Annotated in this window: 20 protein-coding genes and 1 pseudogene; 13 read left to right on the forward strand and 8 right to left on the reverse strand. The window is 65.2% G+C overall.

The window, feature by feature from the left end; genetic code table 11:
• The coding region (locus tag BST47_RS25400; protein ID WP_083128461.1) for a condensation domain-containing protein at window positions 1–3,258 on the forward strand (3,258 nt) is incomplete at its 5' end.
• Window positions 3,259–3,273: 15 nt separating this feature from the next.
• Here the strand turns inward: BST47_RS25400 and BST47_RS25405 are convergent.
• On the reverse strand, window positions 3,274–3,948 hold the full coding sequence (locus tag BST47_RS25405) for a methyltransferase family protein (RefSeq protein WP_083128462.1): 675 nt from the start codon (window positions 3,946–3,948) through the stop codon (window positions 3,274–3,276).
• Between the two features lie 213 nt (window positions 3,949–4,161).
• Here BST47_RS25405 and htpG point away from each other — a divergent pair, with 213 nt between their 5' ends.
• The 4 genes and pseudogenes from htpG to BST47_RS25425 all read left to right on the forward strand — a co-directional run bounded on the left by htpG (window position 4,162) and on the right by BST47_RS25425 (window position 7,793).
• Window positions 4,162–6,102, forward strand: a complete 1,941-nt coding sequence (gene htpG, locus BST47_RS25410) for a molecular chaperone HtpG (protein WP_083128463.1) — start codon at window positions 4,162–4,164, stop codon at window positions 6,100–6,102.
• 141 nt (window positions 6,103–6,243) lie between these two features.
• Window positions 6,244–6,546 carry an AMP-binding protein gene (locus BST47_RS31700; protein ID WP_107529091.1) on the forward strand — a complete coding sequence of 101 codons (303 nt, stop codon included), beginning with the start codon at window positions 6,244–6,246 and terminating at the stop codon, window positions 6,544–6,546.
• A pseudogene (locus BST47_RS31705) lies at window positions 6,528–6,994 on the forward strand (AMP-binding enzyme); the annotation flags it as partial. The gene BST47_RS31700 and the pseudogene BST47_RS31705, both read left to right, overlap by 19 nt.
• Before the next feature lie 46 nt (window positions 6,995–7,040).
• Window positions 7,041–7,793 (forward strand): alpha/beta hydrolase family protein, encoded by a 753-nt coding sequence (locus tag BST47_RS25425; protein ID WP_083128717.1) that lies wholly within the window; start codon window positions 7,041–7,043, stop codon window positions 7,791–7,793.
• Here the strand turns inward: BST47_RS25425 and BST47_RS25430 are convergent.
• Together BST47_RS25430 and BST47_RS25435 are read right to left on the reverse strand one after the other, a co-directional pair.
• The gene (locus BST47_RS25430; protein ID WP_083128465.1) at window positions 7,784–8,623 is read right to left on the reverse strand and encodes an endonuclease/exonuclease/phosphatase family protein; all 840 of its coding nucleotides are present in this window, start codon (window positions 8,621–8,623) and stop codon (window positions 7,784–7,786) included. The genes BST47_RS25425 and BST47_RS25430 overlap by 10 nt on opposite strands.
• A complete protein-coding gene (locus tag BST47_RS25435; RefSeq protein ID WP_083128720.1) occupies window positions 8,620–9,591 on the reverse strand; it encodes an NADPH:quinone oxidoreductase family protein in 972 nt (323 codons plus the stop codon). Before BST47_RS25435 ends, BST47_RS25430 begins: the two co-directional genes overlap by 4 nt.
• A gap of 109 nt (window positions 9,592–9,700) precedes the next feature.
• Between BST47_RS25435 and BST47_RS25440 the strand changes: the two genes are divergently transcribed.
• Complete coding sequence (locus BST47_RS25440) at window positions 9,701–10,669, forward strand: alpha/beta fold hydrolase (RefSeq protein WP_083128466.1); 969 nt, start codon at window positions 9,701–9,703, stop codon at window positions 10,667–10,669.
• Here BST47_RS25440 and BST47_RS25445 read toward each other — a convergent pair.
• Complete coding sequence (locus BST47_RS25445; protein WP_083128467.1) at window positions 10,659–12,026, reverse strand: flavin monoamine oxidase family protein; 1,368 nt, start codon at window positions 12,024–12,026, stop codon at window positions 10,659–10,661. The two genes, BST47_RS25440 and BST47_RS25445, sit on opposite strands and share 11 nt — an antisense overlap.
• A 19-nt stretch (window positions 12,027–12,045) precedes the next feature.
• Between BST47_RS25445 and BST47_RS25450 the strand changes: the two genes are divergently transcribed.
• From BST47_RS25450 to BST47_RS25460, 3 genes are read left to right on the forward strand one after another with little or no spacing between them, the layout of a single operon-like run.
• Window positions 12,046–13,026 (forward strand): TIGR03617 family F420-dependent LLM class oxidoreductase, encoded by a 981-nt coding sequence (locus BST47_RS25450; protein WP_083128468.1) that lies wholly within the window; start codon window positions 12,046–12,048, stop codon window positions 13,024–13,026.
• Window positions 13,027–13,066: 40 nt separating this feature from the next.
• Complete coding sequence (locus BST47_RS25455) at window positions 13,067–14,545, forward strand: flavin-containing monooxygenase (protein ID WP_083128469.1); 1,479 nt, start codon at window positions 13,067–13,069, stop codon at window positions 14,543–14,545.
• Window positions 14,546–14,555: 10 nt separating this feature from the next.
• A complete protein-coding gene (locus BST47_RS25460; protein WP_107529092.1) occupies window positions 14,556–16,043 on the forward strand; it encodes a flavin-containing monooxygenase in 1,488 nt (495 codons plus the stop codon).
• On the opposite strand, the gene BST47_RS30360 is transcribed toward BST47_RS25460, so the two are convergent.
• Window positions 16,000–16,761 carry a helix-turn-helix domain-containing protein gene (locus BST47_RS30360; protein WP_107529093.1) on the reverse strand — a complete coding sequence of 254 codons (762 nt, stop codon included), beginning with the start codon at window positions 16,759–16,761 and terminating at the stop codon, window positions 16,000–16,002. The genes BST47_RS25460 and BST47_RS30360 overlap by 44 nt on opposite strands.
• A gap of 35 nt (window positions 16,762–16,796) precedes the next feature.
• Between BST47_RS30360 and BST47_RS25465 the strand changes: the two genes are divergently transcribed.
• A complete protein-coding gene (locus BST47_RS25465; protein WP_107529094.1) occupies window positions 16,797–17,171 on the forward strand; it encodes a DUF4345 family protein in 375 nt (124 codons plus the stop codon).
• A 38-nt stretch (window positions 17,172–17,209) separates the two neighbouring features.
• Here the strand turns inward: BST47_RS25465 and BST47_RS25470 are convergent, their stop codons facing one another.
• Both BST47_RS25470 and BST47_RS25475 read right to left on the reverse strand, forming a co-directional pair.
• Entirely contained in the window at window positions 17,210–18,322 is a 1,113-nt protein-coding gene (locus tag BST47_RS25470) for an Rv3169 family protein (protein WP_083128470.1), read from the reverse strand.
• Window positions 18,322–19,455 (reverse strand): phosphotransferase family protein, encoded by a 1,134-nt coding sequence (locus tag BST47_RS25475; protein ID WP_083128471.1) that lies wholly within the window; start codon window positions 19,453–19,455, stop codon window positions 18,322–18,324. The genes BST47_RS25470 and BST47_RS25475 overlap by 1 nt, the downstream gene beginning before the upstream one ends.
• Window positions 19,456–19,501: 46 nt before the next feature.
• Here BST47_RS25475 and BST47_RS25480 point away from each other — a divergent pair, with 46 nt between their 5' ends.
• Window positions 19,502–20,104, forward strand: a complete 603-nt coding sequence (locus BST47_RS25480; RefSeq protein WP_083128472.1) for a TetR/AcrR family transcriptional regulator C-terminal ligand-binding domain-containing protein — start codon at window positions 19,502–19,504, stop codon at window positions 20,102–20,104.
• Between the two features lie 95 nt (window positions 20,105–20,199).
• Here the strand turns inward: BST47_RS25480 and BST47_RS25485 are convergent, their stop codons facing one another.
• Window positions 20,200–20,985: an enoyl-CoA hydratase gene (locus BST47_RS25485; RefSeq protein WP_083128473.1), complete on the reverse strand. Its 786-nt coding sequence runs from the start codon at window positions 20,983–20,985 to the stop codon at window positions 20,200–20,202.
• A gap of 80 nt (window positions 20,986–21,065) precedes the next feature.
• On the opposite strand from BST47_RS25485, the gene BST47_RS25490 reads away from it, so the two are divergent.
• Together BST47_RS25490 and BST47_RS25495 are read left to right on the forward strand one after the other, a co-directional pair.
• Window positions 21,066–22,553 (forward strand): FAD-dependent monooxygenase, encoded by a 1,488-nt coding sequence (locus tag BST47_RS25490; RefSeq protein WP_083128474.1) that lies wholly within the window; start codon window positions 21,066–21,068, stop codon window positions 22,551–22,553.
• Complete coding sequence (locus tag BST47_RS25495; protein ID WP_083128475.1) at window positions 22,550–23,149, forward strand: TetR/AcrR family transcriptional regulator; 600 nt, start codon at window positions 22,550–22,552, stop codon at window positions 23,147–23,149. Before BST47_RS25490 ends, BST47_RS25495 begins: the two co-directional genes overlap by 4 nt.
• The last annotated feature ends 4 nt before the right edge of the window (window positions 23,150–23,153 follow it).

Genomic DNA, 23,153 nt, shown 5'->3' on the forward strand with positions numbered 1-23,153 from the left:
CTGGCCGGTATCTACGCCCAAGTCCTCGGACTAGAGCGCGTCGGGGTCGACGAATCATTCTTCGAACTCGGCGGCGATTCCATCCTGTCTATGCAGGTGGTGGCGCGCGCCGCCCTCGGTGGGGTGCGGTTGAAACCTCGGGACGTCTTCGTCGAGCAGACCGTGTCTCGGTTGGCCCGCGTAGCCAGGGTGTCCTGGGTCGTGGTCCGGGACGGCGACGAGGGTGGGCAAGGCACCGGCAAGGTGGAAGCCACCCCGATCATGCGATGGCTTCAGCAGGCCGAGGGCGCGGTTGATCAGTTCAACCAGACCGTCGTCGTGCAGGCTCCCGCGGGGGTGACCGAGACCGATGTGGTGAACGTACTGCAGGCCTTACTGGATCGACATGCCATGTTGCGGGCCCGCGTCGACGACAACTATTACCGCGGTGACGCATGGTCGTTCACGGTGCCCGAGGCGGGGTCGGTGAACGCCGGTGGGTGTCTCCAAACGGTCGATGTGTTGTCCGAGGCGGCGATGGCGGAGGCCCGCTCGCAGTTGAACCCGTTGGCCGGGGCAATGCTCAGCGGCGTGTGGGCGGCCTCCACAAACCAGTTGGCGTTGGTCGTCCATCACTTGGCAGTCGACGGGGTGTCATGGCGAATCTTGTTGGAAGACCTGAATATCGCCTGGGCCCAACAATTGAGCGGGCAGCCGGTAGCACTTTCTGCCGGAGGCACGTCGTTTGCCAGATGGGCGATGCTGTTGGCAGAACACGCGCGGGATCCTGCAGTTGTGAAGCACGCCGAGGTGTGGCGGCGCGTGGCGGCGACGCCTGCGGCGTTGCCTGCGGTGGAGCCTGCAGTCGATACCTTTGCCAACGCTGGGCACATGTCGGTGGACCTTGACGCCGAGTCGACGCGCATGCTCCTTGGTGAGGTACCCGCCGCGTTCCATGCTGGGGTCCAGGACATTCTGTTGATCGCCTTCGGTTTGGCGGTGTCGGAACTATTGGGGAATCGTGGGTCGCCGGTCGGTATCGATGTGGAGGGCCACGGGCGCGCCGATGAATTGGCCGACGATCTGGACTTGTCCCGCACAGTGGGCTGGTTCACGACCAAGTATCCGGTGGCGCTGAGCATTGGTGAACTGTCTTGGGCCCAGGTGATCGCCGGTGAAGCCGCGCTGGGCGCTGTAATCAAAGACGGCAAAGAACAGCTGCGCACCCTCCCGGACGGCCTCACGTATGGCGTTCTGCGTTACCTGAACCCTGACATCGATCTGGACGGGCCCGATCCCCAGTTCGGGTTCAACTATCTGGGGCGGCTTGGTGCTGCGGCCGGTGAGCTCTCCGACGAGTTTTGGCGGGTCAGTCCCGACGCCGGGGCGTTTGCCCGCGCCGCGTTGGACATCCCCTTGGCGCTTCCACACACCATCGACCTCAACGCCAGCACTGCGGACACCGACTCGGGCCCACATTTGCAGGCCAATTGGACGTGGGCCCCCTCGGCGGTCGAGGAGGAGCAGGTCAGCCGACTGAGCCGCTTGTGGTTCGAGGCGCTGGCCGGTATCTGCGCATACGTTCGCCGCGGCGGCGGCGGGTTGACCACCTCAGACATCGCTCCGGCTCGGCTGACTCAACGGCAGATCGACGAGCTCGAGCGGCAACACAGCATCGCTGATGTGCTGCCGTTGACGCCGCTGCAGCAAGGATTGCTCTTTCACGCCAGCGCCGCACGGGGATCCGGCGACGACGTTTATGCGGTGCAGCTGGACATCACATTGGACGGTCCGCTCGAAGCGGACCGGCTGCGAGATGCGGTGCGCACCATCGTCAACCGCCATCCGAACTTGGCAGCCCGATTCTGCGAGCAATTCGACGAGCCGGTGCAGATCATCCCGACCCATCCCGAGACATCCTGGCGGTACGTCGACCTGAGCACCGGCGTCGACGATATCGAACAGCAAGTCGAGCAGCTGTGCGCCGAGGAACGCACCGAGGTTTTCAACCTCGCCGAGCAGCCGGCCTTCAGGGCGGTCTTGATCCGCACCGCACCAGCTCGGCACCGGATCGTGCTCACCAATCACCACATCTTGATGGACGGCTGGTCGCTCTCGATCCTGCTACAGGAAATCTTCGCCAGCTATATCGGGCACCGGCTCCCCCCTCCCGTGTCGTATCGCCGGTTTGTCAGCTGGCTGGCGGGCCGGGACCGCGGCGCTGCCGAGGTGGCGTGGCGCGAGGTGTTGACCGGTTTCGAAACACCTGCCTTGGTGGGTCCGCCGGATCGCCTAGGGGTCGGCCCGCGAGACTTCACATCGTTCCGGGTTCCTGAAGAGACGACGCAGGCACTTGGCGACTTGGCGCGCTCGCACCACACCACCGTCAGCACTGTGCTGCAGGCTGCGTTCGCGCAGCTGCTGTGCTCGCTGACCGGTCAGCACGATGTCGCGTTCGGCGCCGTGGTCTCGGGTCGGCCGGCCGAGGTGACCGGCGCGGACTCGATCGTGGGGCTGTTGATCAACACTGTGCCGGTGCGGGCGCGCATCACGTCGGAGACAACGGCCGCCGACCTCCTCGAGCAACTGCAAACGGCACACAACCACACGCTCGAACACCAGCACTTGGCGCTCAGCGATATGCATCGCATCGCGGGTCAGGACAGACTGTTCGACGCGGTCTTCGTGTACGAGAACTACCCGACCGGTGCCGCCGCGTCGGGGAGCGTCGACGAGTTGGTCATCGCCGAAGTCTTCAACCGCGACTACTACCACTACCCGCTCACGATCCAAGCGGTGCCTGGACGCGAACTGGACCTTCGCGTCCAGTTCCGCACCGACCTTTTTGATGTGGCCGCCATCGATGTGCTGATCGACCGGTTTCAGCAGGTGCTGGTATCCATGGCCGCCGATCCCACACAGGCGTTGTCGACGAGCGAAGATGAGCTCGCTCGGCTGGACGGGCAAAACGGCCGAGCGGTCTACCAGCCGGAGGTGCCGACGCCGGCATCCGACCACCAAGACACCGTCGACGATTCTCGCCCCCCCGCCACCTTGGTCGAGCAGATCCTGGTCGGTATCTACGCTCAGGTGCTGGATGTCGATCGCGTCGGCCTCGAGGAGTCGTTCTTCGACCTGGGCGGGGATTCGCTGTCCGCGTTGCGCGCCATCTCCGCGATCAACAATGCCCTTGGTGTCCGGCTGACGGTGACTGCGCTATTCGACGCGCCGTCGGTTGGTAGCTTGAGTCGGTCGCTGGCGGACATGCCACCTCGGTGAGACGTCCTTCGGTTGCTACCAGACAGCCGGTACGAGGCGATAGCGAACCTTCTGCGTGTACTCGCGGTATCCGTCCAATTCTTGGCGGAGCAGTTTCTCCTCGTCACGGATGCGGAAGGCCAGCACGATCACCCCGGGTATGACGAAGACCAGCCCCCAGTAGGAGCCGAGCGCAAGCGGGATACCGACCATCATGATCACATTGCCGGTGTACATGGGGTGCCGCACCATTCCATAGAATCCGGTGGAGATGACCTTCTGCCCTGCCTCGACTCGGACCGTGGCGGCCGCATGGCTGTTCTGAATGACCACCAGCATCATCACGCTCAGGCCGACAGCCACCAGAACATCGCCGATCAAGCACAGTGCCGTGGGTACCGACGACCAGCCAAAGCGATGGTCGAGGGCGCTGACAGCGAACATGCCTGCGAGCGACAGCCATGAGCTCCCCATAACGATCTTCTGGGTCGTTCGAGTCTCTGCAGTGGGTCCCCCACGCATGCGCCGCTCTAGCGCAACGGGATTCGTGCGCATCAAGTAAATGCTGGGGACCCACCCCGAAACCGCAAACACCACCAGGAAAACCCACGCTTGCCAGTAGTCGAATGTGCCTGCCGCCAAGAACAGGATCAACCCGAAGACAACAGGCTCAACGAGTCCGAGTGCCAACATCTTGGGCACGGTTTTCACGCATCCTCCTTGACGTCCGTCCGGTACCGCAAGCCACTAGCGCACGTCGGGAGCGGGCAGCCGGTACTCCCCGGCTAAAACTACCGCTGCCTACCCGGACGTTGTGCGCGAACCCCCACTGCGCTCACGTTGTCCGGGCGCTGGAAAAAAGCATGCTCGATATTATCGACCGGTCCTGTAATCGAAGGTCTGCACTGTTTGGAGCGAAATCACATGACGTCACGTGTCGAGCAGCTGGAGTTTCAGGCGGAGGCCCGCCAACTGCTGGATTTGATGATCCACTCGGTCTACTCCAACAAGGACTCGTTTCTGCGCGAGTTGATCTCGAACGCGTCCGATGCACTCGACAAGCTTCGGCTCGAAGCGCTGCGGAACAAGGAACTGGACGTCGACGCCTCCGACCTCCACATCGCGATCGAAGCGGACAAGGATGCGCGGATTCTCGTCGTCCGTGACAACGGCATAGGCATGACGCGCGACGAGGTGGTGGATCTGATAGGCACTCTGGCCAAGTCAGGTACCGCCGAGCTGCGTCAGAAGCTGCACGAGGCCAAGAACGCCGCTGCGTCCGAGGACCTGATCGGTCAGTTCGGCATCGGCTTCTACTCGACGTTCATGGTTGCCGACAAGGTCGAGTTGCTGACGCGCAAGGCAGGCGAGAGTGGCGCCACCCGCTGGGTGTCCAGCGGAGACGGTACCTACACCGTCGAATCTGTCGGTGATGCTCCGCAGGGTACGTCGATCAGCCTGCACCTGAAGCCCGAAGACGCCGAGGACGAGCTGCACGACTACACATCGGAGTGGAAGATCAGGGAGTTGGTGAAGAAGTATTCAGACTTCATCGCCTGGCCTATCCGGATGCAGGTCGAACGACGTGCCCCGGCCACCGAGGATGGTGGCGACGAACAGCTCACCGTCGAAACGCAGACGCTCAACTCCATGAAGGCGCTGTGGGCCAGAGGCAAAGACGAGGTCTCCGAGGACGAGTACAAGGAGTTCTACAAGCACATTGCGCACGCATGGGACGACCCGCTCGAGGTGATCCCGATGAAGGCCGAGGGGACCTTCGAGTACCGAGCGCTGTTGTTCGTTCCGTCGAATGCTCCGTTTGACATGTTCACTCGGGATGCCAGAACCGGCATTCAGCTGTACGTCAAACGCGTGTTCGTCATGGCTGACTGTGACGAACTCCTGCCCAGGCATCTGCGTTTCGTCAAAGGGGTCGTCGATGCAGAGGACATGTCGCTCAACATCTCCCGCGAGATGCTGCAGCAGGATCGGCAGGTGTCTGCGATCCGTCGCAGGCTGACCAAGAAAGTTCTGTCGACGATCAAGACAATGCAGTCCGAGCGCCCGCAGGACTATGCCACGTTGTGGACACAGTTCGGCGCGGTCCTCAAAGAAGGTCTGATGTCGGACTTCGACAACCAGGAAACCCTCCTGAGTATCTCGTCTTTCGCCTCGACACACAGCGACGAGGCACTCACGACCTTGGCCGAGTATGTAGAGCGAATGAAGGACAGTCAGGAGCAGATCTTCTACGCCACGGGGCAGTCGCGTGAGCAGCTTGTGAAGTCGCCGCATCTCGAGGCGTTCAAAGCCAAGGGCTATGAGGTGCTGCTGCTCACCGACCCGGTCGACGAGGTCTGGGTGGGATCGGTGACCGAATTCGATGGCAAACAGTTGCAATCGGTCGCCAAAGGCGACGTCGACCTCGACTCCGAGGATGAAAAGGCGGCGCACGAAGCCGAGCGCCAGGAGCAGGAGCAAGATTTTGCCGAGCTGTTGACCTGGCTGAAGGAGACCTTGAGCGAGTACGTCAAGGAAGTGCGGTTGTCGACGCGCCTGACCGAGTCACCTGCCTGTCTGATCACCGACACCTACGGCATGACACCGGCCCTCGCGCGCATGTACCGGTCTTCCGGACAAGCGGTTCCCGTGGGGAAGCGGATTCTCGAACTCAACCCGAAGCATCCACTCGTCGTGGGGCTGCGGCAGGCGCACAAAAGTGGCGGCGGCGATGCCCAATTGCAGCAACTCGCCGATACTGCTGAACTGCTCTACGGCACAGCACTTCTCGCCGAAGGCGACATGCCAGATGATCCGGCGAAGTTCGCCGGATTGCTTGCAGATCGGTTGGCTCGCACCGTATAGCTCCGCCGGCCGCCAGTTGTCGACCGTGCGCGTTCACAGCGAACCGGCATATATCAACTTTGGTGGTAACGAACCGTATCGACTTTGACGGCTCCAGACACCAAGGCTATGTGGGTGGCAATGAACTCGTAGGCAACGGCCTTGGCCAACCGGCTATCAAGCAGTGGCCAATTTCTGGCCGTCCTCGACGACGGGCAGTGGACCCGTCATCCATGGCCGGAGGTGCACGCGCGGTCCCAGAACGTCGCGGAATGGCTGCTGAACGAGGACGTCGCAACGCTCGGTCTGACCGGTGAACCGACGGTCGAGTTCATCGCCGCGATTCTGGGCGCCTTGCAGGCCGGCGCGGCGGTTTCGATCACCCACGGGCCGGTCCGCGGCGCGGACACCGATCAGTGGGCACGCACGACGCTCGGCAGCTTTGCGAGGTCGGCGAGGTCATGATTCGCGGTACGTCGATGATGTCGGGCTATATCGGGGACGCCGCAGTGGGCGCCGACGAATGGTTCGCGACCGGGGATCTGGGTTACCTCGTCGACGGCGGGCTGGTGGTGTGCGGGCGCGCCAAGGAACTCATCACCGTCGCGGGCCGCAACATCTTCCCCGCCGAGGTGGAGCAGGTGGCCGCGACGGTCCCGGGGTGCGCGAGGGCGCCGTCGTTGCGATCGGTGTCGGTGAGCGGTCGATACGTGCGAGCGTCATGATCGTCGCGGAGTTCCAGGGGCCCAACGAGGCGGATCTTCGCGCCCAAGTCGTGCAGCGCGTCGCATCCGAGTGTGGTGTCGTGCCGTCGGATGTGGTCTTCGTACGCCCCGGCTCGCTGCCGAGGACGACGTCGGGAAAGCTGCGCACACTGGAGGTCAGGCGCGGTCTCGAGGCCGGCGAGTTCTAGAACCCGCCGAGACAGTCTCGGTGCGCGGAATGACAGGATGACGCGCGTGGCCGAGCGTGTCAGATTTCCGAGCACCACGGGACCCGTCCTGGCGGGCCTCGTCGATCTTCCCGAGGGCGACCTGCGCGGATGGGCTGTCTTCGCGCACGGCTTCACTCTCGGCAAGGACAGTCCCGCCGCCAGCCGGATCTGCAAGCAGCTCGCCGGCGAGGGCATCGGTGTGCTGCGCTTCGACAACCTCGGCCTCGGCGATTCCGAGGGGGACTGGGGCGACGGTTCGTTCTCGCACAAGGTCGACGACACCGTCCGCGCGGTCGAGTTCATGAACGAGTCGGGCCGCGAGGTTCGGCTGCTCGTCGGTCACTCCTTCGGCGGCTCGGCGGTAATCGCTGCCGCACACGAATGCCCGACCGTGGCGGCGGTCGCGAGCGTCGGCGCGCCGTACGAGCCCGGACACGTCGAAAAGAATTATGACGCGCTGGTGGCGCGGATCGAGGCCGAAGGTGAGGCGCCGTTCTTGGCCGGTGGAAAGGCGCTCACGCTGAAGCGGCACTTCATCGAAGACGTGCGCAATGCCGATCTTCGCGAGCAGATCCGGACCCTGCGCCGGGCGCTGATCGTCATGCATTCGCCCACCGACAACACCGTCGGCATCGCCAACGCCAGCGAGATCTTCCGCGCGGCCAGGCATCCGCGCAGCTTCGTCTCGCTCGAGGGGGCCGACCATCTGCTCACCGGCAAGAACCAGGCGGCGCGAGCCGCCAAGATCATCAGCGCCTGGGCCGACCCCTACCTCTGACGGACGAGGCGGCACTCGACGCCGAAGTGGTCGGAGGGAAACACTCGCGGCAGCTCAGGGGAGATCGGTTGCGTGCCAAGCAATTCGATACCGGCTGCGCGCCAGCGGGTTCCCTTGATTAGCACACGGTCGAACCGCACGTGTCGCTTCTTGTTCCGAGCGTCGAAGCGCATCAGATTGATCGAGGTGTTCTCGGTGTAGCCGGGGTTGTCCGGCCGCAGCGCGGGCCACACGTCGCAGAACGGCGCGGCGATCCGTTCGTTCTCTGTGTCGCGCATGTTGAAGTCGCCGAGCACCAAGGCATTTTCGGCGCTCCGCAGCGCCCGGAAGATCCTGCGCAACTGCCAACCGCGTAGCCGTGCCGAGGACTTGCCGCTGTCCAGGTGCACGCCGCAGACGATCTGCCGGGTGCCGTCGAGGGCCAGCTCCGCTTCGAGGAATCCGCGCGTCTGGCGCGTCGGTAGCTGTGAGTACGTGGCACGCACGATGGGCACCCGCGACAGCATCAGCATTCCGTAGTTGCCGGTGCCACCGCCGACCACCGACGCGGTCAGATACGCCTCGCGTATCCACGCCTGTTCGAGGAAGATGTCCAGCGCCACGGGCGTGACCTCTTGCAGGACAATGACATCGGGCGTGCGCTCACCCAGCAGATCGGCGATCGCATGGTAGCGCTGCTGGGCGTGGTAATCGTCGAACCAGATGTTGAATGTCGCTACGGTCAACTCGTCGCGGTCGGTGGCCCGTCCCTCATCGACGTCCACCCACGCAGCCGTCGCCGCATCGAAGCGCCGGACCGTGACGCGGCGTCGTCGCCGAAGGAGCCTCACCGCAGCTTGACGACGACTTTGCCCTTCGCGCTGCGGTCTTCCAGCGACGCGATCGCATCGGCTGCGCGCTCGAGCGGATAGATCTCGGGGGTGGGCGCGGAAACCTTGCCCGACGCCAGCAGCGGTTCGAGCTCGGCCCACTGTTTGAGCAGATAGCCCGGATGCGTGCCCGCCCAGGCGCCCCAACCGACACCGACCGCGTCGACGTTGTTGAGCAGCAGCCGGTTGACCTTGACCTCGGGGATCGAGCCGCCGGTGAATCCGACCACGAGCAGTCGCCCGCCCGGTGCCAGCGAGCGCAGCGAATCGGTGAACCGGTCGCCGCCGACCGGGTCGACGACGATGTCGACGCCGCGGCCTGCGGTCAGTTCCTTGACCGCATCCTTGAAGCCGTCGGCCAGTACGACGTCGGAGGCGCCGGCCGCCTTCGCGACCGCCATCTTGTCCTCGGTGCTGACGACCGCGATGGTGCGCGACGCGCCCCACGCCGGTGCCAACCGCAGCGTCGACGTCCCGATACCGCCGGCCGCACCATGCACGAGGACCGTCTCGCCCTCGGCGAGGCGGCCCCTGGTGAGCAAGGCGTGATGCATGGTGAGGTCGTTGAACAGCAAACCGGCCCCGGCCTCGAACGACACCGAGTCAGGCAGCTTGAACACCCGATCCGGTGCCAGCGCAACGACTTCGGCCATCGCCCCGCACAGCATCGTCAGGCCGCACACCCGATCGCCCGCAGAGACGTGTGCGCCGTCGGGTGCGCTGCGCACCACGCCGGCGATTTCGGCGCCAGGTGTGTAGGGCATCTCAGGCTTGTACTGGTAGAGCCCGCGCGACTGCAGCGCATCGGGGAAGGCCACCCCGGCGGCGTGTACGTCGATCAGGACAGCGCCGTCGCCCGCCGGTTCGTCGATCTCGACGAGCTTCGCCGCTTGCGGTCCGTCCAGGCTGGCTATCTGTATCGCGCGCATCGTGGCCTTTCTTTCGTCGACGCCACCATTTAACTCCTGCGGGAACTCCGACCAACCGACCGGTAGGCTGATAGATCCGGCAATGTTGCCGAGCGCGAGGGGAGTACCCATGGCGGGAGGTCAACGAGGCCGATCGCGGGTGAGAGGTTTCGCCGCGGCCGAGGCGTTGGGCCGCGGGCGCAGCGTCGGCGTGCGTTCGAAGGACGGCATCCGCCTGCACGCCGAGGTCTTCGGACCCGAGGACGGTTACCCCGTCGTGCTGGCTCACGGCATCACCTGCGCCCTTCGAGTGTGGGCCTACCAGATCGCCGACCTGGCGAAGGATCACCGTGTCATCGCCTTCGATCACCGCGGCCACGGCCGCAGCGCAATACCCGTCGGGCGCAGCGGCTACAGCCTGGACTGCCTGGCCGGCGACGTCGACGCCGTGCTCGAGGCAACGTTGAAGCCGGGGGAGCGCGCCGTCATCGCGGGCCACTCGATGGGCGGCATCGCGATCTCGTCGTGGGCGGAGCGTTATCCCGGTCGGGTGTCAGAGCTTGTCGATGGAGCCGCTCTGATCAACACGACCACGGGCGACCTGCTGCGTCATGTGAACTTTCTGCCGGTGCCACCACCGTTGGCCGCCGCCCGCGTCCTCACTGCGGGCACATTGCTCAAGACGTTCGGTGAGGCGCCGCTGCTGCGAGTGGCTACGCGCACGAGCCGACGATTCGTGTCTTCCCTGGCGGTCGGCCGCGACGCCGATCCTGCGATCGCGGAGTTCATCTACGAACTGTTCACCGCGACCCCGCCCGCCGGACGAGGCGGTTGGGCCCGCACGCTCGTCGACCATCTCGGACCGCAACACATCGGTTTGACGAACCTGTCGGTGCCGACGTTGGTGATCGGCAGCGAGCAGGACAGGTTGTTGCCGATGGTGTCATCGCGCCGAATCGCCAACGAGGTCCCGAATCTTGCGCAGTTCGTCGAACTGTCCGGCGGTCACTGCGCGATCCTCGAGCGTCCCGATGCGGTCAACAAGCACCTGCGTTGGCTCATCGACTCGGTCACCGAGGAGCGACGGGTCAGCTCCTAGCCGACAGCTCCCGGTCCACCTCGTCGGCCGCGCGCTGACCCGAGCGGATCGCACCGTCGAGGAAGCCCGTCCAGGTATCGGCGGTTTCCGTTCCGGCCCAGTGGATGCCGTCGACCGGCCTACGCAACCACGGCCCGTACGTCGTCCACGAACCCGGCGGCACCGCTGCCGTAGGGCCGCCCGGCGCGAATTCCTCTGCGCTCCAGCAGTGATCGAGGTAGTCGATGGGGTGCAGCGCGGCATCACCGAACAACGCCGCGAACCCTTTCAGCGCGCGGTCGCGCCGGTCGGCGGGGGGCAGCGGGTCGAACGTCCGCGAGTCGGTGAATCCCAGTAGAACACCGGGACCTTGAACATCGGAGTCGCCGGGACTGACGTCGAACGTGATGAAGACCGGGCCCTCGTCGGACAACGCCTCACCCGAACAGCCGTTGGCACGCCAGAACGGTGTCTCGTAGGCGGCGTAGGCCTTGCTCAGGTTGCCCTGCGGCCAGTGCTGTGCGAGCTTGCCGTACTCGGGCGGCAGCTCCGGTAGGAATGCGATGCCCTTGCGATGCTCCGGCGGAATGGCCACGATGACGGCCTTCGCGGTGACCGTTCCCTTGTCCGAAATGACTGCCAACGTGCCGTCGGTGTGGCGTTCGACCGTGCGCACCGCGGCGTCCAGCACCACACGCGGACCCAGCTCTTCAGCCATCCGGATCGCGATCTGCTGCGTGCCGCCGGGGAAGCGGTCCTGCTGGGCGCCGCCCTCGACGTCGAGCATGCGGCCGAGACCGCCTGCGGCCTTGACGTAGCGCACGGCGTGCAGCATCGACACCGCATCGGGCTCGCACCCCCATGTCACCCGGGCCATGATCGTCATGAGGTCCCTGGTCCCGGCGCTGGCGTGCACGTATCGCAGCCACTGGTCCAGCGTCTTCGAGTCGAGGATGTCGGCGATCGGCGACGTCCACGGTTCGTCCACCGGCACCCGCCGGCACACCCGCTCGAACCGCCACTGGATGCGGGATACGTCGAGTAGTTCGAGGATGGACAGCCTGGGAATCGTGCTTCGATAGGCGCGGACCTTGCCGCGCCACCGGATGAGGTTCTTTCCGCGGCTGTGGGTCGGCACCGTTTGGCAGCCCAGCTCGTCGGCCATCGCGACGACCGCGTCCTGGGTCGGCCCGACGAAGGTGCCGCCGAGGTCGACGGGAACGCCGGCGATGGTAGCGGTCGACGATCGGCCGCCGACGCGGTCGCGGCCTTCGAGCACTACGACGTCGCGGCCGCGTTTGTCCAGTTCGCGCGCGGCCGCCAAGCCTGCGAAGCCGGCACCCACGACGACGACGTCGGCATTCGTCGGGTATGTCACGCCACTAGGCTCTCACGCTGTGAAGATCATGACAGCGTTGTTCGGCCCGACGGATGCGATCGAACGCGCGCACGCGCTGCGCGAGGCGGGAGCCAGTGGCGTATTCACGTTCGAAGGGCCGCACGACGTGTTCGCCCCGTTGACGGTCGCTTCCACCGTCGGTGGCCTCGATCTCATGACGAACGTGGCAATCGCGTTCCCGCGCAACCCTGTTCAGCTCGCGCATGAGGCCAACGACATGCAGCTGCTGGCGCAGGGACGCTTCACGCTGGGCCTCGGCACGCAGGTGCGCGCCCAGATCGAGAAGCGCTACGGCACGGACTTCGACAAGCCGGTCGCGCGGATGAAGGAGATGGTCGGCGCGCTGCGCGCGATCTTTGCCGCGTGGAACGACGGCGAGCGTCTCGATTTCCGCGGCGAGTACTACCGGCACACCCTGATGACGCCGACCTTCAACCCGGGACCGAATCCGTTCGGTCCGCCCCCGATCTACCTCGGGGCGCTGGGTCCGTTGCTGACGCGGGCGACCGCCGAGGTCGCCGATGGCCTGCTGGTCATGCCGTTCGGGTCGAGGCGCTTCCTCGACGAGGTCACCATGCCCAATGTCCGGAAGGGACTGGCAGCGGCCGGGCGCGCCGCCGCGGACCTCGCGATCGTCCCCGAGATCATCGTGTCGGTGGGAGAAGACCACACGGCCGCTCGCCGCCTGCTGGGCTTCTACGGATCGACGCCCGCGTACCGCCCCGTCCTGGACGTGCACGGCTGGGGTGACCTGCAGCCGGAGTTGAACACGCTGTCCAAGCAGGGTCGCTGGGAGGAGATGGGCAAGCTCATCGACGACGACATCCTGCACACCATCGCGGCCTGTGGAAGTCCCGCCGAGGTTGCCGCACACATCCGCGGCCGGGTCGACGGCGTCGCGGACCAGATCTGCCTTTACCAGCCCGGACCGATCGCGGTCGAGTCATTGGCGTCGATCGTGGACGCGCTCGGGTCCTGACCCATATCGTGGTACCCAGCCGAACCAAAGGAGGTTGCGGATGGACCAGGGCGGCGAGTACTTCGATGTGTTGATCATCGGCGCCGGGATCTCCGGGATCGGGGCCGCGTATCGAATCCACGAGAAGAACCCGAACCTGACCTATGCGGTGCTGGAACGCCGCGCCCGCATCGGCGGTACCTGGGACCTGAATCGCTATCCGGGTATCCGGTCCGACAGCGACATCTTCACCCTGAGCTACCCCTTCGAACCGTGGCGGCGTCCGGAGAACGTGGCCGACGGTGAGGACATCCGCGAATACCTGGTCCAGACGGCCCGCAAGCACGGCATTGAGGAGCACATCCGGTTCAACACCCGAGTGCTGTCGGCCGATTGGGACTCGAGCACCGACACCTGGACCGTGCACACCGAACATGACGGCGACGCAACGACCTACCGGTGCCGCTTTCTGTTCTTCGGCACCGGCTACTACAACTACGACGAACCCTACCGGCCGGAATTCCCTGGCCTCGAACAGTTCTCGGGCGAGGTGATCCATCCGCAACACTGGCCCGAATCGCTCGACTACACCGGCAAGAAGCTCGTGGTGATCGGTAGCGGCGCGACGGCGGTGAGCATGATTCCCTCGCTGACTGAAAAGGCCGGCCATGTAACCATGCTGCAGCGGTCACCGACGTACATCCTGTCGACGCCCCGCATCAACCCCATTGTGCAATTTCTGCGCAAGCTACTGCCCGGTCGACTCGGCTATTCTGCGGCCCGTCTCTACAACACCTTTTTCACGGTGGTCGTCTACGCTTTCGCGAGGACGTTCCCGCGGCTCAGCAGGTCCTACGTACGCAGCAGCGCGAAACGTCATCTGCCGCAGGGCTATCCGGTCGACACGCATTTCAAGCCACGCTACGACCCGTGGGATCAACGACTGTGCGCCATTCTCGACAACGACTTCTACGACACGATCGCAGACGGCCGCCTTGACGTGGTCACCGACGCGATCGACCACATCGACGCCACCGGGATCGTGCTGCGCTCGGGAAAGCGAATCGACGCGGACATCATCATTTCCGCCACCGGAATCCAGCTGCAGGCGCTGGGCGGTGTGGCGTTGAGTGTCGACGGCACAGAGGTCAAGCCGCAGGATCGGTTCGTCTACAAGGAGCACATGCTCGAGGACATCCCCAACGCCGCGTGGAGCGTCGGTTACATCAACGCCTCCTGGACGTTGCGTGTCGATCTGACGGCGCGAGCGGTGGCAAAGCTGTTGGCGTACATGGATGCCCACGGCTACACACATGCGTACCCGCATCTCGGTGACAAGCCGATGCCCGAGAAGCCGGCATGGAACATCAACGCCGGTTACGTCCAGCGTTCTGGACATGTGCTGCCCAAATCGGGCACTCACCGGCCGTGGAACGTGCGGCACAACTATGTGCTCGATGCCATCGACCACCGCTTCGACCGGATCGAGGAATCGATGGTCTTCGGCCGTGCGCATGACCGGGCTGTGAAGTCCGCCTAGGAGGTTCGCCATGACTGACTACAGCGACGTGCTGATCATCGGTGCGGGTTTCTCCGGCATCGGAGCGGCCTACCGCATCCGCGAGGAGAACCCCAACCTGAGCTACACGATCCTGGAGCGGCGTGAGCGCCTCGGCGGCACGTGGGACCTGTTCCAGTATCCGGGCATTCGATCCGACAGTGACATCTTCACACTGAGCTTTCCCTGGGAGCCGTGGACGCGCGAGGAGATGATCGCCGACGGCGGCGACATCTGGCAGTACATGGCCGACGCGGCACGCAAGCACGGCATCGACGAGCACATCCGTTTCAACACCCACGTCATCTCCGCCGACTGGGATTCAGCCGGCGACACCTGGACCGTGCAGACGGAACAGAACGGCGAGCCGAGGACGTACCGCGGACGGTTCCTGTTCTTCGCCAGCGGCTATTACAACTACGACGAGCCCTACACACCACCCTTCCCCGGTATCGAGGATTTCACGGGCGATGTCGTGCATCCCCAGCACTGGCCCAAAGGATTCGACTACACGGGCAAGCGATTGGTGGTCATCGGCAGCGGCGCGACGGCCATCAGCATGATCCCGTCGCTGGCCGAGGGGGCCGCGCACGTCACCATGTTGCAGCGCACGCCGTCATACCTGATGTCACTGCAGCGAGTACAGCCCGTGATCAACGGCATCCGGAAAGTGCTGCCGCGCAGAGTTTCCCATGCGGTGGCGCGCGTGATCTTGTCATTGTTCGGCTCGGTGCTCTGGCTGGTCGCACGAAAGGCGCCCGAATTCAGTAAGCGTCTGCTGCGCAGGGACGCGGAGAAGTACCTGCCCGCGGGTTACGACATCGACACCCATTTCACGCCGCCCTACAACCCGTGGGATCAGCGGCTGTGCTTCATCCTCAACGGCGATTTCTACCAGGCTGTGGGCAGGGATGACGTCGATGTCGTGACCGATCAGATCGACCATGTGGACGCCTCCGGCATCGTGCTGAGATCGGGTCGACGCATCGATGCCGACGTGATCATCACCGCGACCGGCATTCAGCTGCAGGCGCTCGGTGGCGTCACGGTCAGCATCGACGGTGAGAAGATCGACCCGCACGACCGGTTCGCGTTCCGGCGTCACCTCCTCGAGGACGTGCCGAATGCGGCTTGGTGCTTCGGATACTCGAACGCGTCGTGGACGTTGGGCGCTGACATGACGGCGCGATCGGTCGCGAAGCTGTTGGCGTACATGGACTCCCACGGCTACACGCATGCCTACCCTCATCTCGGCGACGTCCACATGCCCGAGCAGCCGGTATTCAACCTCACATCGGGCTACGTCCAGCGAGCACCGAATGTGCTGCCGAAGTCGGGCGTCGAGCGGCCGTGGGCGGTGACGCACAACTATCTGCGGGACGCCATCGGCAAACGGTTGGAGGACATCGAGGAATCAATGGTGTTCGGCCGCGCGACTACGGCGTCCGCACCTGCAGCCCAGTCTGAAGCAGTCGGCTAGCCGAGAGCCCGAACGTCGACTTGAAGCGGTCGGCGAGATGCGACGGACTCGCGAAGCCGGACTTCATCGCGGCATCGGTCAGGTTGGCGCCGCCCGCGATCGCGGTGCCGGCATGCATGAGCCGCACCCAGATCCGGTAGCGCCGCAGGCTCGTTCCCAGCTCGTCGCGGAACAGGTGGAGGAACCGCGACTCTGAGAGCCCGGCTTCGGCGGCGAGTTCGCGCGACGGGACTGCCGTCGCAGGGTCCGTACGGATCCGGCGCGCTGCGGCCGCGATGCGTGCATCGATTTCCCGCTGCGCGGCTGGTGCTGCCAAGTCGAGCCAGTGGCAAGCGCTTTCGTCGTCGGCCGGAGTGAACGTCAGCTCGGGCTCGGCACCGTGGGCGCCCCCGATGTCACCGGCCCACTGCGACATCCGGCTCCGGCAGGACTCGGCGCGAAAAGATGTCGGTTCCAGATAGCAGGAGACCAGCCCGCTGCCCAGGCACGTCAGCTGGTGTGTCAGCCGCGGAGGGATGAGCAGGCTGGGTCCTTCGCGGGTGCGTCCCCCCGGCACCGTCACCGCCAGCGGTCCCTCGATACCGACGGCGAAGCACCAGACCGACCCCGAATGGGGTTCCAGGTTCAGGCTCGGACCGGCGTACAGCGCTTGGCCCGGCCACAGCCAGACCGTGGGGCAGCACGTTTGTGGAAGCGCCGCCGCCGTCCCTGCCGTCATGCTGATCTCCTAGGTCAACCGCACAGGAGGCTACCGTGACGATCGCGGTCATCGCCGTAATCGGCGTGTTCTTCGCGGGCATGGGCTGCTACGCGCTCGCGGTCCCGGACGCGATCATCCGCCCGTTCGGGATCGCCCTCGGGTCGGCGGCGGCGCGCTCGGAGGTCCGCGCGGTCTACGGCGGGTTCGGGCTCGCGATCGCAGGCGTGCTCGGATACGCGGCGGTCGCCGGCGGCGCCATTCGTACGGGCATCGTGATCACCGTCGGCGCCGCGCTGGCCGGCATGGCGTTCGGCCGCCTGGTGTCAGCGGTGCTCGACGACCGAACGGCGTTCTATCCGAACTGGTTCTACTTTCTGGTCGAAGCCGTCGCCGCGGCCGCCCTCTTCATTGCGAATTTGGCGCGCTAATCAACCGCGGCGGTCGGTTAGCGCGCCCGATTCGCCAGTTACGGGGCGACGGTGAGCCAGTCGGCGAAGCCCGACGGGTCGTGCCGGCCCAGCGCACCGTGCTCGAACAGGCCCCAGCCCTCGACGGACTTGCCGTTCTCGGTGCACACGGCGCGCCCGACGTGGTCGATGACGCCGAAGCCCGCCCGTCCGACGATCGCCGGATCGGTCATGTCGTAGGTCAGGCGCTCGGTGAACTTGTCGCCCTTCCACATGCCGTGAATCCAGTCGGAGTCACCGCCGTAGCCGCCGCCGACGTGGATCGGCACCGGCAGCTTGGACTCCACGGCGAAGCGCACGGCGGAGCCGTCCGCCGCGGTGGCATCGATGGTCGCACCGGTCGGAATCCGCGTGCCCGACGTGTAGTGGATCTTGACTCTGGGCCAGCCCATCTGCTCCACCCGCCCGTCGCGCCAGATCCGGGTGACATCGTTGAGGCTGCGAAACCCGTTGGGCTCCTCCTGGATGATCAGGCAGATCGCGAAGTCGTCGAACGCCATCGGCACGTACAGCCACCACATGCCCTCGAAGGGCGGATCCGCCGGCCGCCCCGCGGGTTCGGCCTCACCGATCGGCCGGATACCCCAAGAGCGATCACGGCTGCCGATCCACACATCGGGATCGACCTTGATCTCATCGCCGTCGATGGCGATCGATCCGGCCCAACTGCCGACCTGGGCGAACCGCTGCGCATCCAGCGTCACGCGCGTCCCCGACCGAAGCACGTGGCGCTGTTCCTGGATCACGTCGAAAAGCCCGTTCCAGGTGAGGTCGACGGCGATGCCGTCGGTCTCCTCGAGGATGATCCGCAACTTGTGCAGCGGTTCGCTGACCTCGACGCGGTAGCCCAGCACATGCTGGTTCAGCCGGTCGGAGTCGATGCCGTCGCTCAGATGGACGGCAGTCTGGGTGTCGCCGCGGCGGACGAGGACGAACGCGTCCTTGACGCCGAGGTTGGGGTAGTAACCGATGCCGGTGATAAGGAAGATGTCGCCGGTGCGATCGTGAGCGTTGAAATAGGAGCGGTCGTAGAAGTTCCGGTCAGACGCTCCTGGCCACGAAATGGGTTGCGGGATCTGGTGGATCGGAAATTCGTCGGTGGGGCCGAGCATCAGGCGTCATCTCCAATGAGTCGTTTGAGTACAGAGCCGTGGTAGAACAGCGATTCGATGGCCTCGGGTGCTTCCATCTCGCCGAAGCGGACCCGCCGCGCGGTGGTCCGCATGAATACGCAGCACCAAATCACGCCGGAGTACACGTAGAACCATTTCAGGTCGCCCAGCTCGACGCCGCTGTGCTGGGAGTAGACGGCGCGGACGTCCTCTTCGCGCATGACGTCCGGCAGTCCGGGCAGGCCCGCCAGTCCGGCCAGCTCCTGAAAGACCATGTGAGCGAAGATAATCCATGCGACGTCCATTTCGCGCGGACCAAGCGTGGCCATCTCCCAGTCGAGTACGGCGGTTGGTTTGAACCCGTCATAGAGCACGTTGCCGATGCGCGAGTCGCCCCACACCAGAACGGGATCGTTGGCGGCGACGTCCTCGGGCCAGTTCGCCTCCAGCCACTCGAGGGAGCGCTCCACCAGCGATGAGGTGCCGATGTCGGGAACCGCGAACTGGTACCAGGACTTCAACCAGTTGAAGTTGCGGCGCAACGCATTCGGCTCCGACCCGTCGTCGAGAAAGTCGAACACCTTTGCCGGCTCGGGGATGGCATGCAGCTTGGCGATCACCTCGACGGTGCTGTCCTGCAGTTCGCGCTGGTTCTCGTAGGAGGCATCGGCAAACCAGTTGCCGCCGAACGTATATGGCATCACATCGGGTGGCACGCGTCCGTCGACGTAGTCCATCAGGAAGAACTGCGTCCCAAGGACCGAGCCGGTGGCTTCCAGCCAGCGCACCGGGGGCACCGGCACGTCGGTCTTCTCGCCGACGATTCGGATGACGTCGAACTGATGGTCCATGCGGTACGACGAGAACACCGGAACGTCCTGCTCGGCGGGGGCGACCCGGGCTACGAACTTCTGCTCGCGGCGTTCGCCGTCTTCGTCCCAGCGGCCGGTCAGGATGATGGTCTCCGACGACATTCCGTTGGAGTCCACCCCGCTTTCCACGGTGATCTCGGGAACGGCGCCGCCGGGCATCACCGTCGACAGCCATTGCGACATCACCTCGGGTAGCGCGGTCAGGTCGCGGCTTGAGTGTTCTAGACGGCTGATGTCTTCGACAGCCGGTTCGCTTGGCATCAGAACTGTTCCTTCGGCCGATAATTACGATACGATCCGTAGCGATATGAAATCAGACGCGTCGATCGTTGACAAGACCCCGGGCGCCGGGCGGCCCCGCGATCCACGCATTGACGCTGCCATACTTCGCGCCACCGCCGAACTACTTGTGGAAATTGGCTATTCGAATCTCACAATGGCCGCCGTCGCCGAGCGGGCGGGCACCACCAAGACGGCCTTGTACCGGCGATGGTCGAGTAAGGCGGAGCTGGTGCACGAGGCGGCCTTTCCCGCAGCACCCACGGCGATCGAGACGCCGCCCGGAGACATCACCGCCGACCTCCGCGCGATGATCGACGCCACCCGAGAGGTGTTCACCAGCCCGCTGGTACGCGCCGCGCTGCCTGGACTGATCTCCGACATGTCCGCCGACGCCGATCTCAACGCCCGTGTCATGGCTCGCTTCACGGGTGCGTACGCCGCAGTGCGTACCCGATTGGCCGACGCCGTCGTGCGCGGCGAGGTACATGCCGACATCGACCCGGACAGGCTCGTCGAGGTGATCGGCGGTGCCACCCTGCTGCGGATGTTGTTGTGGCCCGACGAACCTCTCGGGGCCGACTGGGTTGACCAGACCACCGCGATCGTCGTCCACGGTGTGGTCGCATAGCAGGCGTGGCTGAACCGGCAGGTGGACATGACGACCGAGCCGCGGCCGGAGTTCAACGGTCGCCGCACGGTCGAGTTCATTCTCAAGCGATCGCGCTAGCTCTCTATCTGGCCCTTGTTGCGCTCGGTCACCGCGCGGAACCGATCGCCGAGACCAGCGAAGTCCCGGGAATCGCGGCTCTGCGCGTTCGCGATGCTGTCTTCTGCCGCCAGCGCCGGATCGATGACGGCGGCCGCACCCGTCGTGTAGATCTCCTTGAGCCCCAGCATCGTTGGGCCGGGGACCTCGGCGATCTGCGACGCCAGCTCCAGCGCCCGGTCGAGAAGACGGTCGTGGGGGACGACCTCGGTCACCAGGCCGATGCGCTCGGCGCGCGCCGCATCGATGACTTCGCCGGTCATCGAAAGGCGCCTGGCCATCCCGAGGCCGACGAGCTGGGGCAGGCGTGCCGTCATTCCGCCGCCGGGCAGGATGCCGACGCGGGCGTGCGTGTCGGCGAACACCGCCCGCTCGGATGCGATGAGAAAGTCGCAGCCGAGCGCCATTTCCAGGCCACCGGTGAACACCGCCCCGTTGATCGCGGCGATGATCGGGGTGCGCATTCTCCCGGTGGCCTCGATGCAGCTGTGCGACCGGAATTCCGCGAAGTACTCGGTGCCGTCGCGCTGCGCCTCCTTGAGGTCGACGCCCGCGCAGAATGCCGGGTCGGCGCCGGTGAGTACGACGGCGCGCACCGAATCGTCGGCGTCGGCGTCGGTCAACGCGGCGTACGTCGCGCGGATTAGGTCGCGGCTCAGGGCATTTCGGGCTTCGGGGCGGTTGAGCGTCAGCACGCGCACCGGACCGTGGTCGGTGACGAGAACGAGCGGGGCGGTGGTCATGACACGAATGTAGCGGGCTGCGATTCAAAAAGAGTACATTGCATTACGCATCCGTTTCGTAATTGTAGAGAGGTTGTCCGATGGAGCAGGTGTTGGTGGTGGGAGCCGGTCCGGCGGGCTTGGGCCTGGCGTGTGCCCTATTGCAACACGGCATAGCCGTCCGGGTAGTAGACAAGTCCGACGGACCTGCGACGACGTCACGGGCGAACTTCCTGCATGCGCGTGGATCGGAGGTGCTCGACCGACTCGATGCACTCGGTGATCTACCGCAGCGCTCGGTGCGCGCCATGCAGATCACCAACTTCTTGGGCGACAAGCCGATTGGGCGGATCCGCTTCGGCGACCCAGGTATGAAGACGGCCGCTCCACCGATGGTGATCTCGCAGGCCGAGGTCGAGGCAACGCTGCGGAGCCGGCTCGCCGAACTCGGCGGCACGATCGAGTGGGGCACACCGCTGGTCGGCATGCGACAACACGCTTCCGGTGTGGTCGCGACCATCGGCGACGAGGAGACGACTACGGCATGGCTGGTGGGCTGCGACGGCGCGGCCAGCGCCACCCGCGGGCTCGCCGGTATCGGCTTCCCCAGGGTGAAGATCAGCGAGCGTTTCCTGCTTGCCGACGTCGCATTGGATTGGGATCTGGATCGCTCGGGCACCACTGGCTGGATCCACCCGAGCGGATTGATCGGCGTGATGCCGATGCCCGGGGGGCTGTGGCGTGTCTTCGCCTACGATCCTGGTCAGCAGGCCGACAAGCCGAGCGAATCGGAAATCCTTGCTCGACTCGTGCAGATTCTCCCCGAGCGGACCGGCCGTGACGTTCGTGTTCTCGACGCCCATTGGTTGTCGATGTTCACCGTGCACCGAGGGCTGGCCGACACATATCGGCGTGGCCGGGTGCTGATCGCCGGAGATGCGGGCCATATCCACGCCCCGTTCGGCGGGCAAGGCATGCTCACAGGGCTCGGTGACGTGGAGAACCTCGCGTGGAAGCTCGCCCTCGTCGTCGACGGCCGCGCCGACGTGGCGCTGCTCGACACCTATGAATTAGAGCGTCGGCCGCTGGCCACCGAGGTGTTACGCGGCACCAGCGCGGTCACGCGGATCAATGTGGCCCAAAGCCGTATCGGGCGCTTCATCCGCGATCGGGTCGTCGCGCCCATCTTCAAGATTCCCGCCCTTCAACGGTTGGTCACCTTTCGAGCCTCGCAGCTGTGGGTGAGCTACCGACGGGGTCCGCTGGCCGAAACTTCCCTCTTGAAAGGGAAGCTGACAGAAAAGCCCGGACCGGGAGACCGCGTTGCCGACCGGGACTGCTTCCGCGCTGACGGTGCGTCAACACGCCTCTATGTGGAGTTGCGTGGACGGTGGGCGCTGCTCAGCGCCGACGAGTCGCTGCTGCAGACCGCCCGTGCACACTTAGGAGATCGAATTGCCTTGTTGCGCAGTGTAGATCACGACAGCTGGCTGGTGCGTCCGGATGGCCACTTGGCTTGGCGTGGTGATGATCGCGACGCGTTGGCACGTTGGCTGCGGTCCGCTCTGAGAAGCGGATGCGTTCGATGACAACGGCTGCGCGCGGCCGGCCGCGCGACCCCGCACTGGACAAGGCGATCATGACCGCCGCGCTGGACTCGTTCATCGAACATGGCATCGCGGGGATGAGCATCGAACAGGTCGCCAAGCGCGCGGGCGTCGGAAAGCCGACTGTCTACCGTCGCTGGTCGAGTAAGGAGCAACTCGTCGCGGATGCGATCGAGGCGTTTGTCGTCACCGGAGTGCAATGGCCGTCTCGCGACGAGATCGACGCCGTCAGACCACAGGAGCTGATCCGCCGCAACATCGATGCCGCCGCGCGCACCGCCGCCGACGCGATGTTCCGCGCGCTCGTCGCGCAGATCTACGGCTCTGCGGTGACGCATCCCTTGTTGATGCAGACGTACTGGGACCACTACGTCGGTCCCCGCCGCACATTGGCGATCGCGATGCTCCAGCGGGCTCAAAGCGAAGGCTCGGTTCCACCCGACGCCGACCTCGACGTGCTCGTCGATATGCTCGCGGGCGCCGTCACTTATCGTGTGCTGCAGCCCAATCCGCCCAGTGCTCGGCAGATGCGGCGCTACCTCGAATCCGCCTACCGTCAAGTCGGGCTGCTGCCGTGACGCG

The sequence above is a fragment of the Mycolicibacterium tusciae genome, assembly GCF_002086795.1.
Lineage (GTDB): Bacteria > Actinomycetota > Actinomycetes > Mycobacteriales > Mycobacteriaceae > Mycobacterium > Mycobacterium tusciae.